Origin of the sequence: Psychromonas aquimarina ATCC BAA-1526 (genome assembly GCF_000428725.1) — a bacterium.
In the GTDB taxonomy this organism is placed as follows: Bacteria; Pseudomonadota; Gammaproteobacteria; order Enterobacterales; family Psychromonadaceae; genus Psychromonas; species Psychromonas aquimarina.
Genome location: NZ_AUAM01000009.1, coordinates 174,464 through 186,568, shown reverse-complemented (window position 1 = coordinate 186,568; position 12,105 = coordinate 174,464). Strand labels below are relative to the sequence as shown.

12 protein-coding genes are annotated in these 12,105 nt (G+C 42.9%); all 12 read right to left on the bottom strand.

What is annotated here, in order from left to right:
- Positions 1-521 (bottom strand): ribonuclease HII (gene rnhB, locus G337_RS0102885; protein ID WP_037026959.1); only part of this gene is annotated, 521 nt, incomplete at its 3' end.
- 21 nt (positions 522-542) lie between these two features.
- Positions 543-1,685, bottom strand: coding sequence for a lipid-A-disaccharide synthase (lpxB, locus tag G337_RS0102880; protein ID WP_028862544.1), 1,143 nt, complete (start codon positions 1,683-1,685; stop codon positions 543-545).
- A gap of 68 nt (positions 1,686-1,753) precedes the next feature.
- Positions 1,754-2,542, bottom strand: coding sequence for an acyl-ACP--UDP-N-acetylglucosamine O-acyltransferase (gene lpxA / locus G337_RS0102875; protein ID WP_028862543.1), 789 nt, complete (start codon positions 2,540-2,542; stop codon positions 1,754-1,756).
- On the bottom strand, positions 2,542-2,994 hold the full coding sequence (fabZ, locus tag G337_RS0102870) for a 3-hydroxyacyl-ACP dehydratase FabZ (protein ID WP_019613177.1): 453 nt from the start codon (positions 2,992-2,994) through the stop codon (positions 2,542-2,544). The genes lpxA and fabZ overlap by 1 nt, the downstream gene beginning before the upstream one ends.
- Positions 2,995-3,009: 15 nt before the next feature.
- A complete protein-coding gene (lpxD, locus tag G337_RS0102865; RefSeq protein ID WP_028862542.1) occupies positions 3,010-4,026 on the bottom strand; it encodes a UDP-3-O-(3-hydroxymyristoyl)glucosamine N-acyltransferase in 1,017 nt (338 codons plus the stop codon).
- A 10-nt stretch (positions 4,027-4,036) separates the two neighbouring features.
- Positions 4,037-4,549, bottom strand: a complete 513-nt coding sequence (locus G337_RS0102860) for an OmpH/Skp family outer membrane protein (protein ID WP_028862541.1) — start codon at positions 4,547-4,549, stop codon at positions 4,037-4,039.
- 73 nt (positions 4,550-4,622) lie between these two features.
- Positions 4,623-7,046: an outer membrane protein assembly factor BamA gene (bamA, locus tag G337_RS0102855; protein ID WP_028862540.1), complete on the bottom strand. Its 2,424-nt coding sequence runs from the start codon at positions 7,044-7,046 to the stop codon at positions 4,623-4,625.
- 206 nt (positions 7,047-7,252) lie between these two features.
- Positions 7,253-8,629, bottom strand: a complete 1,377-nt coding sequence (gene rseP / locus G337_RS0102850; RefSeq protein ID WP_028862539.1) for a sigma E protease regulator RseP — start codon at positions 8,627-8,629, stop codon at positions 7,253-7,255.
- Complete coding sequence (gene ispC, locus G337_RS0102845; protein WP_028862538.1) at positions 8,623-9,822, bottom strand: 1-deoxy-D-xylulose-5-phosphate reductoisomerase; 1,200 nt, start codon at positions 9,820-9,822, stop codon at positions 8,623-8,625. Before ispC ends, rseP begins: the two co-directional genes overlap by 7 nt.
- A gap of 3 nt (positions 9,823-9,825) precedes the next feature.
- Complete coding sequence (locus G337_RS0102840) at positions 9,826-10,677, bottom strand: phosphatidate cytidylyltransferase (protein WP_028862537.1); 852 nt, start codon at positions 10,675-10,677, stop codon at positions 9,826-9,828.
- A gap of 39 nt (positions 10,678-10,716) precedes the next feature.
- Complete coding sequence (gene uppS, locus G337_RS0102835) at positions 10,717-11,412, bottom strand: polyprenyl diphosphate synthase (protein WP_051302909.1); 696 nt, start codon at positions 11,410-11,412, stop codon at positions 10,717-10,719.
- A gap of 121 nt (positions 11,413-11,533) precedes the next feature.
- Positions 11,534-12,091 carry a ribosome recycling factor gene (frr, locus tag G337_RS0102830; protein WP_028862535.1) on the bottom strand — a complete coding sequence of 186 codons (558 nt, stop codon included), beginning with the start codon at positions 12,089-12,091 and terminating at the stop codon, positions 11,534-11,536.
- Positions 12,092-12,105: the final 14 nt, after the last annotated feature.

Below are 12,105 nucleotides of genomic sequence, written 5' to 3'. Positions count from 1 at the left end.
GTTGGGTAACCTTTATGTTTGGCAAAGCCGTAATCCGGGTATTTTTGATCAAGTTCAGCCATCTCGCGATCCCGCGTGACTTTAGCAATAATTGAAGCTGCACTGATTTCAGCAACCCGCAAATCACCTTTTACAACAGATTCACAGGGCATATTTAGATCCGGACAGCGGTTACCGTCAATAAATACAAACTCAGGCTGTACAGTTAAATTCTCAACTGCACGCTGCATCGCTAACATAGTGGCATGCAGTATATTAAGCTCATCAATTTCAGCAGGTGACGCGCGCCCTACTGCGATACATAATGCTTTTTCCTGAATCTGATCAAATAACAGGGCAAGTTTTTTGTCCGTTAGTTTCTTAGAATCAGTCAGCCCTTCAACTGGGTTAGACGGATCTAAAATAACAGCGGCGGTAACTACATCCCCTACCAGCGGACCGCGGCCGACTTCATCAACACCGGCTATTAATTTAAAGTCGGGATAAACAACTTCAGGAAAATCGTTTTTTAATTTACTCATTCTATTCTCTATACAGCAGGATTATCTGCTTTCTAATAAATTAACCACAGCCAGGGCCGCCTGAGAGTCGGCACCGCATTTTATTAGCTGATGCAGTTCAGTAAAGGTGTTAATCATATCGTTATTGTCTTGTCCTAATAAACGATTTAATTCTTCGACAATTTTTTCTACCGTACAGTTTTGCTGGCTGAGCTCTTTAACCACTTCCCTGTCCGCAATCAGGTTCGGTAAAGAAGTATATTTGATATTAGTCATTGCTTTAGCAATCACATAGGTTAGCGGTTTAACCCGATAGGCAACCACCATCGGCGCTTTGGCGAGCATAGCTTCAAGCGCGGCAGTACCGGAAGCAAGTAATACAGTATCGGCAGACTGCAGTACGGCACTTGCCTGGCCGTCAAATACAGTCACAGGTAAGTCAGGCGCATACTGCTCTTTCTGGGCTAAAAACTGCTTTTTACGCGCTTCATTAACCATAGGCACAATAAACTTAAGATCTGGATACTGTTTACTGATAATTGCGGCTGACTGCAGGAATATCGGACCTAACATCTCAACTTCAGCTTTACGGCTGCCGGGTAAAACAGCTAACAGCTTGTCCTGCTCTGCAAGGCCAAGACTAGAACGCGCAGCCGCTTTCTCAGGCAGCAGCGGCAGCTGATCAGCCAGAGTATGACCGACAAACTGACAAGGTACATTGAACTTATCATAAAATGCTTTTTCAAAAGGCAGAAAGGCTAAAACCAGGTCAGTGGCTTTGGCAATTTTATGGATACGCCACTGCTTCCAGGCCCATACCGAGGGGCTGACATAGTGAATTGTTTTTATATTTTTCTCTTTTAATTTCAATTCAACAGTTAAATTAAAATCCGGGGCATCAATACCGATAAATATATCCGGAGGGTTATTGATAAAATGATTAATAATCGACTTGCGGATGCTTAAAATACTGCGTAATTTTCCCAGTACTTCAACAAACCCCATTACCGATAACGCTTCAAGAGGGTGCAGTGCCCTGCAGCCCTGCTTAATCATTTTCGGACCGGCAATACCCTCAAACACAGCATCCGGATAATGAACTTTTAAGGCTTTAATTAAACCTTCACCTAAAATATCACCGGATGCTTCGCCAGCAATCAGACCGATTCTTAATGGTTTATTCATTTCTAATTCACCTTAAAAAAAAAGGCTCTAATGAGCCTTTTTTTAAATAAAACTTACTGATTATCAAATTAACGGACAATACCGCGGCTGTCTTCGCAGATAAAGTCATATAAGACCTGCAGTTCAGGACAGCTGTCTAATTTTGCAGCGATTTCCTGCTTAGCCTGTTCAAGTGTATTTCCCTGACGGCAGAGCGCTTTATAAGCACGCTTGATTTCCATAATAGCAGCACTGCTGAAACCGCGGCGTTTCAAACCAACTGAGTTAATACCCTGTGCCTGCACATAATTACCCGTTGCCATAAAATACGGAGGGATATCTTTATTAACCGCAGAGCAGCCGCCGATCATTGCATACTCGCCTACACGAGTGAACTGATGCAGTGCCGAAAGGCCGCCGATAATGACGTTATTAGCCAGCTTGGTATGGCCTGCTAATGTTGCGTTATTAGATAAAATAATATTATCACCAAGGATACAGTCATGGGCTACATGCACATACGCCATCAGCAGATTATTATTACCGATACGGGTTGTACCCTGGTCCTGTGCCGTACCGCGGTGAATGGTGCAGCTTTCACGAAATACGTTGTTATCACCTATTTCCAGGAAGGTTTCTTCACCGTTATATTTCAGATCCTGGCAGTCTTCGCCGACCGAGGCAAACTGAAAAATCTTATTACCCTGCCCCATTTTAGTCGGGCCTTTGATAACAACATGCGGTGCAATCCAGCAGTCATCACCAATTTCAACACGATCGCCGATAATACTATACGGGCCGATTTCTACATTTTTACCGATTACGGCATTTTCATGCACAATTGCAGTTGGATGAATTCTTGCTGTTGAATTTGTCATTAGATCTCTCTTCTTGCACACATGATCATCGCCTGGCAGGCAATTTCACCGTCAACTTTTGCCGTACATTCAAATTTACCCATGCCGCGGCGATCTTTTAAGTAAATAACTTCAAGGTGGATAATATCACCAGGTACAACCGGTTTACGGAAACGCACTTTATCGATTGATGCTAGAAAATATAGTTCATTTTCAGCAGGTTTGCCGTAAGTTGCGAATGCTAACACACCCGTTGCCTGGGCTAATGCTTCGACAATCATTACACCGGGAAATACCGGAGTGCCGGGGAAATGGCCTTGAAACTGCGGTTCATTAAAAGAAACATTCTTTACACCATGCAGTGTTTTACCAGGAACATAGTCTAATACTCGGTCCACTAATAAAAACGGGTAGCGATGCGGTAAAAGATCCATGATCTCTTTGATGTCCAGTGAATTTAATTCGTTACTCACGATCTGTTCCTTTATTTAATCTTTAAGTTGTTTTTCAAGTTCTTTAACACGTTTGAATAAATCATCGATTTTTAACGTGTAAGCAGTTGTTTTACGCCATGCTCTGTTTTTTTGTGCCGGTACGCCGGATGAATAAATACCAGGTTCATCAATACTGCGCATCACCATACTGTCGCCGGTAATAACTACATTATCAGTAATATTCAAGTGGCCGTTCATCGCAACTGAGCCGCCGATAATGCAGCTTTTACCTATTTTGGTGCTGCCGGCAACATTTGAACCGCCGGCAATTGCCGTATGAGCGCCGATCGACACATTATGAGCAATCTGACACTGATTATCAATTTTTACACCGTCTGCAATAACAGTATTTGACAGTGCGCCGCGGTCAATGGTTGTTGAAGAACCAATTTCAACATCATCCCCGATCAGAACCTGACCTATCTGCGGAATTTTAACCCAGGTTCCCTGATACGGTGCATTGCCGAAACCATCGGATCCAATGACGGTATTGGCATGAATAATACAGCGTCTACCTAACTGACAGTTATGATAAACAGTCACATTCGGATAGATTTTACTGCTTTCACCGATAATTGAATCCTGGCCGATAACTGTATTCGCCAGAATCTGACAATTATCAGCTATCTGTACATTTGCTCCGATAACTACATTTTCTGCAATAGCAACGTTTTTACCGATCACAGCTGTTGCATCAATCACAGCAGAAGCCGCGATTCCCGAAGCTAGATTTGGAGTGGTATCAAATAACCGCGCTAATAGTGCATAACCTACATAGGGGTTATCCATAAACAGTGCGTTACCCTGATAACTTTCCTGTAAAGCTGTCGGCAGTACAATCGCATCTGCTTTACACAACTCAAGTTTAGCCAGTAACTTTTTGTCTGATACAAAAGTAATATCACCGGGTCCCGCGGTATCAAAGGTAGCAAGACGTTCTAATACAAGATTTTCATCGCCGCCTAACTGTGCATTCAACTGTTTAGCTAACTGAGCCAGATTATATGTCATTACCTGCAGCCTACTTCTTACTAATTTCTTTAATAATAAGGTCAGAAATATCTAATGCAGGGTTAGTATAAAGAGTTTGTTCGCCGTTCATAATCACATCATATCCCTGCTTAGCAGCGACTGCATCGATAACTTTTTGTACTTCAAGGAAAGATTTCTGCTGCTCTTCATTCTGACGGCGGCGGTTATTTTCTTCAAATGCTTTACGCTTAAGCTGGTACTCAGAACGTTTCACTTCAATCTGCAGATTAAGATCAAATGCATCCGAGGCAGACATCATTTCGCGATCACGTTTCAGCTTGGCATCCAGCTCTGTTAGTTTAGCTTCAATAGCCTGAATATCTTCATAACGATCTTTGAACTCAGCCTGCAGGCTTTTCTGTATCACGTCACGCTGCGGTGATGCTTTTAGAATTTTAGTTGGAAATACAACACCAATTTTCGCGGCTTCCTGGGAAGCATTTACCACAGGAACAGAAACTAATGCAACAGCTATTGTAACTACTTTAAAAAAAGACTTCATTTTATAACTCCGTAATAATAAAAGATAACACTGCAGACTGACATACAGGCTGCAGCTATATATGTAAAAATAATTAGAATGTTTGACCAATATTAAATGAGAAGACTTCCGTACGGTCTCCTTCATATTTTTTGATCGGCCAGGCCAGTGTGAAAATTAACGGTCCCATAGGAGAAACCCAGGTTAACTGCGTCCCCGCCGAAACACGTATTCTACCCGGCTTAGAGTAATCACCAAAATAATCGCAGTTATATGAACAGCTGATCTGCTGATATTTTTCGTAATCAAACTCGGTATCCCACACTTCACCAGCATCAACAAACAGGCTGCTTCTTACCTGTCTGGTATAAGCTTCATCAAGGAACGGCACAGGGAAAATTACTTCACCGCTTAGTGTATATTTAGCATTACCGCCCACAGCATTATCCGTCAGAAGCATCGAGTTATTACCCTCGTTATTCTGACCGCGGTACATAGCACGCGGACCGACAGTATTACTGGAGAAACCACGCAGGGTTCTGTAACCACCGGCATAATAGTTCTCGAAGAAAGGCAGTATCTGATCATTACCTTCAAAGGTGCCGTAACCATTACCATAACCGGCGCTGGCTCTTAACAGAGTTGTCCAGTCGCCGTCATTTGAAATACGCTGATAATTACTGATCTCAAAATTAATTTTAAAGTACTGCAGATCTGAGCCGGGTACGGTCATTTTACCCGATAAAGAGTGCTTCATACCTTGAGTGGCCAGCTGACCTTTATCAAGGTTATTGCGTGTCCATTTGGCTGTCACATCGAAGTTCTGGAAGTTAACAGAACCGTCATCATTGAGCATGGAGCCGTAAATATCCCAGAAAGTAGATAACTGTTCATAGGCCTTTAGTTGTGAAATACCGTTATTTTCCCAGCCGACACTGAAACCTAAGCGGTTGAGTTCATTCACCGGAAAGCCTAAGTTGCCGCGTATACCGTAAGTTGTGTTGGTATAGTCAACAATGTTCGCTTCACCTGCTTCAAATTTGTCATAAAAGATACGACCGCCGCCGCTTACACCGTCTTTGGTTAAATAAGGCGTCGTATAGTTAACATTTGCGCTGGTATTATATTTATTGGTTTTTACTTCAAAACCAACTTTATCACCTGAGCCTAGGAAGTTATTCTGTTGCACACCACCGGTCAGGCTCATACCGGACTCGGTACCGTAACCAATACCCGCATTAAAGGAACCCGAAGCCTGCTCCTCTACATCAATATTCAGATCCACTAAATCATCACTGACTCTTTCGGTATTGATATCAACCTTAGAGAAAAAACCTAAACGGTTAAGACGTGCTTTCGAGGTTTCAATGCTTTCACTGGATAACCAGCCGCCTTCCATCTGACGCATCTCACGGCGTAATACAACATCTTTAGTGGTGGTATTACCGGAAATATTTATATGACGGACATAACCTCGCTGGCCAGGCTCAATAGAAAAGTTAACAGAAACCGTCTTTGTCTCATCATCAATTTCAGGATAGGTAGTGATCTCCGGGTAGGCATAACCTAAACGGCCGAAGAATTTACGAATACTCTGCTCTGCGAATGAAACATCTGATGCAGCATAAACATCACCACTCTTAAAAGGCACCAGTGAGGCAATTTCTGCATCGTGATCTAATAAATCACCAATAAATTTAACCTCATCGATTTTATATATATCACCTTCATCGACATTCACCGTAACATAAACGCCTTTTTTATTAGGGGTTAAGGCAACTTGTGTTTCATCAATAGCAAAACGAATATAACCACGGTCCAGGTAATAACTTTTTATAACTTCTAAATCACCCGCAAGCTTCTGCTTCTGATAATTATCATCGGCAAAAAAGTCCCACCAGCCGCCGGAGTCGCTTAATGTCAGGCGTTTCAGCAGCAGTTCATCGGGAAAAACAGTATTACCGATAATATTAATCTGCTCGATCTTGGCAGTCAGACCTTCTCGAAATACAAACTGAATTGAAACCCGGTTACGCGGCAGCGGGGTAACAATCGTTTCAACTTTTGCACTGTATTTACCGACACTGTGATAGAAGTCTTCCAGGCTTTTTTCAATAGCGCTCAGTGTTGTGCGGTCCAGAGATTCACCAACCTGCACAGCAGATGATTTTAACGAATCAAAAATTTGTTCTTCGGTTAATTTATCGTTGCCGCTTAATTCAACATTACTGATGGTCGGACGCTCTTTAACGGTGAAGATAAGAACATCACCGTCTCTGCTCAGCTCGATTGATTCAAAATGACTGCTGGCATAAAGCTTTTTGACTGCTTTAGCTAGTTCATAATCATCAACAACATCACCTTCGCGAATAGGCAGGCTTAGTAAAGCGGCACCTAAAGTGACCCGCTGCAGACCTTTAAACTGCAGATCGGAGACGGTGAATTGTTCTGCAAATGATAATGCAGGTAAACAGCTGCCGATTACAATCGCAGAAGAAAGTAGATATTTCTTAATCATTTTATCCGTTAATCCTTTACAACACTTATATGAGTGTTTTTATTAAGCGCATTCAGTGCTGAAATTTTTAGTAAAACCGCGAGTATTAACTCTGCTATATAACTATTCGAATACGAAACTATTTTAACCAGGCGCTGAGTTTATAAAGTTATAAATACACTTTCAACACAATGATTTATCAACCACCAACAAAGCAGTCGGCAGAACTACAGTAAATTAAAATCATTGAGTATGGCGATCAGCATCAAACTCATTAAAATTGCCCCGCCGATTCGAAAACCAATCTCCTGTATCCTTTCCGGTACAGGTTTACCTGTGATCACTTCAACGAAATAATACAGCAGGTGTCCGCCGTCTAATACCGGCAGCGGAATTAAATTCATTAAACCCAAATTGACACTGATTAAAGCTAAAAATCCCAGAAAATACTCTATGCCGTAATCGGCACTCATACCCGCCCCTTTTGCTATCGCAACAGGGCCGCTAAGGTTTTTAACCGAAATATCACCTGTGACTAGTTTTACCAGAGTATCAAAAGTCAGTTTTGTTAACTGCCCTGTTTTTTCAATACCTTTAGTGAAAGCCTGCCACGGACCATATTGTAGTTTTACCCGGTACTCTTCCGGAAAGGCCTCAACTACCGGTGAAAGACCTATATAGCCCTGAGCAGTGCCGGACTGCGTTTTACGCGCATCAGGTGTTAGAATAACTGTCTGCGCTATTGTGCCTCTTTCGATATCAAGTTTCAGTACCTGATCAGCATTTTGCTGGATCAGTTCAACAAATTCCTGCCAGCTGCTTAATTTAACACCGTCAATCGCGATTAATTTATCGCCCTCAGCCAGTCCTGCTTTTTCTGCAGCCCCGCCTTGTGCAACAGCAGCAACCTCAAGAAAGGCCTGCGGTGAAAAAGGAATTAATCCCAGGCTGGTTATTATCGACTCTTTTTTCGGATCAAATGTCCAATTCTGCAGTGAGACCGTAAAAGTTTTTGTTGGTTCAAAGGCGAAGTCTATTTTATTAGCAGTTAGAGGTTTAATCGTGATATCAAACGCAGTTTCACCTATCTGACTTACCAGAGCAAGATTAAGTGCTTCCCAGTCTCCGACCTGCTGCTTATTGACGGCCGTAACCAGATAGCGGCTCTCGCTTTCAATAACACTCATGGGACTGTTCGCCACAGTATCACTGATAACCGGCTTGGCGCTGTTAACACCAATCATATACATAAAGAAAAAGGCAATCACAGCCAGAAGGAAGTTAGCCAGCGGGCCGGCGGAAACAATAGCAATACGCTGCCAGACTGTTTTTTTATCAAAAGCAAATGCCTGCTCCGAGGGCGGAATATTTTCAACCCGTCCGTCAAGCATTTTCACATAACCGCCAAGGGGGACGGCGGCAACTGCAAATTCGGTGCCGTGCTTATCAATACGCTTAAACAGCACTTTACCAAAGCCGATTGAAAAGCGGTGTACTTTTACACCGCAGCGCCTGGCAACCCAGAAATGACCATACTCATGAATCGCTACTAAAATGCTTAATGCAATAACAAATGCACCTAAGTTCCACAAAGCACTCAGCATAAACTTTCTCGATTAATTATCTGCAAAGCACACTGCCTTGCCTGTTTATCAATTTCTAACAGGTGAGCAATTGAGTCAATCTGAACTGCGCCGCTTTTATTTAAAACGCGTTCGACAAGCTGTGCTATCTGGGTAAATTTAATTTTGTTATTTAAAAAAGCTTCAACAGCTATTTCATTAGCCGCATTTAATGTAGTGGTCGCATGCTGCCCCGCATAACAGGCATCAATCGCTAATTTTAAACAGGGATAGCGCTGATAATCGGGCTCACAGAAACTAAAATCCGGGCTGGAGAAAAAATCTAAAAAACCAGCACCGCTTTCGATCCGCTGCGCCCCGCCCATCACGTGCGCAATCGGAATACGCATATCCGGATTGCCCATCTGCGCGATCACACTGCCGTCTTTATACTGCACCATAGAGTGGATTACAGACTGCGGATGTATAATCACCTGCAGCTGTTCTTGAGAAGCGTTAAATAACCAGCGCGCTTCAATATATTCAAGGCCCTTATTCATCATAGTGGCGGAATCAATGGATATCTTCTGTCCCATTGACCAGTTGGGGTGTTTAACGGCCTGTGCAGGCGTAATCTCAGCAAATGAGTCAAGTGCTCTATTTAAAAAAGGACCGCCGGAGCCGGTAAGCAGTATTTTAGCAACTCCTTCGCCCTCCAGATCACATGCACCAATGCTGTTCTGCAGGTTTGCCGACAGAGCCTGATAAATGGCGTTATGTTCACTGTCAACCGGCCAGAGCTTACTGCCCGATTCAGCAGCCGCATCCATTAACAAGGCACCGGACATGACCAGTGATTCTTTGTTTGCCAGGAAGATCTCTTTACCGGCATTAACCGCCGCCAGCGTTGTTTTTAATCCGGCGCCGCCGACAATAGCCGCCATAACCGAGTCAACTTCACTGCTTGCCAGCAGCTGCAGTAACAACTCTTCATTATCAACAACAGTGCATGGCAGATTAGCCTGCTGCAGCAGAGCAGACAAAGCAGAACCAGCGGCTGCATCGCTCATCGATACATATAAAGGAGAAAACTCCCGGCACAGGGCAAACATTTTATCAACACTAGAAGCTGCAGCTAACAAAGTGATCTGATATAAATCCGGATTTGCTCTGCACACACTAAGCGTGCTTGCTCCTATTGAACCTGTTGCGCCTAAAACAGCTAACTTTTTCATTTATTAAACAAGCCAAATAAGATAGATAAGAGCGAAAACAGGTACAGCAGCCGTTAGACTGTCAATTCGGTCTAATATGCCGCCATGCCCGGGTAGAAGATTACCGCTGTCTTTTAAACCAGCTTCACGCTTGAAAATGCTTTCATTCAAGTCACCTAGCGCCGACACCACATTGGTTAACAATGCACCAATAAAGAAGAAAGCCATTTTATCTGCTGGAATGGCAAAATAAATTGAACCTAGCAGTGCTACCAGCATTGAGCTCACTAATCCGCCCAAAAAACCTTCAACAGTTTTTCCCGGACTGACACTTGGTGCTAACTTGTGTTTACCAAGTTTCTTGCCGCAGAAATAGGCGCCGGTATCTGCGGCCCAGACCATCAGAAAGACAAACATTAACAGTTCTGCACCGTAATAAAAATCATGGTGCATATTGACCGAGCGTAATAACACCATTCCCCAGAAAAACGGTACTAGAGTCAATAAACCAAACAGACTTTTTACTAATTTATTGTTAGTCCAGGCTGATGATGTTTTCGGGTAGCTGATCACCATTAACAGTGCCAGGCACCACCACACAGCAGTAACAATCAAGCCGTTAATTAACACGGAATTAGCGATACCTTTTATCCAGACCTGCTCTATGGGCATAAATACTAATGTAACCCCAAGCACTAAGCCGAATAGATAAAGAATCAGGCTGGAAGGTTTGCTGTCAACAAATGCTCCCCATTCCTTGCTGGCTAATAAATAAATAGCAGCACAAAAGAGCATGAAAAATTTAAGCGGTAAGAAAAAAATGCCCGCAATTACCAGAGGAGCTAAAATCAAAGCGGTTATTATTCGTTGTTTCACAGAGACATCCTGTTAAATTCGGTTACGGTATTCATGCGGCTAAGATGACTTTGAGCTGACTTGTTCGCTGGTTTTGCCAAAACGACGCTCTTTTCCGGAAAACACATCTAGTGCGCTCTGAAAAGCTGATGCATCAAAATCCGGCCACAATATGTCGGTAAAATACAGTTCCGCGTAGGCCAGCTGCCATAATAAGAAATTACTGATACGCTGATCACCACCGGTCCGGATCATCAGGTCCACAGCCGGCAGTGCATCTAACGAGACAGCTTTGGCTAACACTTTTTCATCAATATCATCTGCGTCTAATTCACCACTTGCGGCTAATTTAGCTAATTTCCTGGCTGCTTGAGTTATATCCCAGCGTCCGCCGTAATTTGCGGCAACATTAAGTACCAGCCCGGTATTGCTTTCCGTAGCTTTTTCCGCTTCTAAAACTTTTTTCTGCAGGCGCTCACTAAAACCGCTTAATTCACCAATAATTTTTAATTTAATATTGTTTTTATTTAATTTCTTTATTTCACTTTTTAATACGGTAAAAAACAGTTCCATCAGCATACTGACTTCTTTTGCCGGACGCTGCCAGTTTTCACTGCTGAAAGCGAAGATGGTTAATGCTTGAATATTGCTGTCGCTGGCAAAAGTAATCGCTTTACGTAAAGCTCTAACGCCATGCTTATGTCCAAAGACACGGTGCTTTCCTTTGCTTTCAGCCCAGCGCCCGTTACCATCCATAATGATAGCGACATGCCTGGGTAATTTTAAACTTTCATTTAACGTTATCACAATCGACCCTGAGAAATATGACTAACAGAAAGCAGCGCACCAGTAATCAGGTGCGCTGATTTTTATACTATTAAACTTCTAACAGCTCTTTTTCTTTTACCGCAAGAATGTCATCAATTTGTTTGATGCTTTCATTGGTAACTTTTTGAACAAGCTCTTCACCTGAACGCTGCTCATCTTCGCTGATATCTTTATCTTTTTCTAGCGTTTTCAAGTCACCATTTGCATCACGGCGAATATTACGGATAGCAACGCGGCTGTTTTCCGCTTCACCACGAACCACTTTAATCAGATCTTTACGACGCTCTTCCGTTAACGGAGGCAGCGGAATACGGATAACTGTACCGGCAGACATAGGGTTTAATCCCAGGTTTGAGCCCATAATCGCTTTCTCTACAGCCTGGATCAATGACGCATCAAAAACAGTCACGGTTAATGTACGCGAGTCTTCCGTTGATACATTACCCACTTGACGAAGCGGAGTATTACTTCCGTAATACGGCACCATAATACCGTCTAACAGGCTTGGATGCGCTCGACCAGTACGCACTTTTGCAAGCTGGCTTTTAAAAGATTCAATGCTTTTACCCATACGAGTCTGAGCATCATTTTTTACTTCATTGATCATAACAATTCCCTTAA

Bases quoted from the DNA above. Each gene is read 5' to 3' on its own strand.
- lpxD (WP_028862542.1), bottom strand. From the start codon at position 4,026: ATGACATATAATCTGGCTCAGTTAGCTAAACAGTTGAATGCACAGTTA.
- ispC (WP_028862538.1), bottom strand. From the start codon at position 9,822: ATGAAAAAGTTAGCTGTTTTAGGCGCAACAGGTTCAATAGGAGCAAGC.
- bamA (WP_028862540.1), bottom strand. From the start codon at position 7,046: ATGATTAAGAAATATCTACTTTCTTCTGCGATTGTAATCGGCAGCTGT.
- lpxB (WP_028862544.1), bottom strand. From the start codon at position 1,685: ATGAATAAACCATTAAGAATCGGTCTGATTGCTGGCGAAGCATCCGGT.
- lpxA (WP_028862543.1), bottom strand. From the start codon at position 2,542: ATGACAAATTCAACAGCAAGAATTCATCCAACTGCAATTGTGCATGAA.
- rseP (WP_028862539.1), bottom strand. From the start codon at position 8,629: ATGCTGAGTGCTTTGTGGAACTTAGGTGCATTTGTTATTGCATTAAGC.
- frr (WP_028862535.1), bottom strand. From the start codon at position 12,091: ATGATCAATGAAGTAAAAAATGATGCTCAGACTCGTATGGGTAAAAGC.
- uppS (WP_051302909.1), bottom strand. From the start codon at position 11,412: ATGGATGGTAACGGGCGCTGGGCTGAAAGCAAAGGAAAGCACCGTGTC.
- G337_RS0102860 (WP_028862541.1), bottom strand. From the start codon at position 4,549: ATGAAGTCTTTTTTTAAAGTAGTTACAATAGCTGTTGCATTAGTTTCT.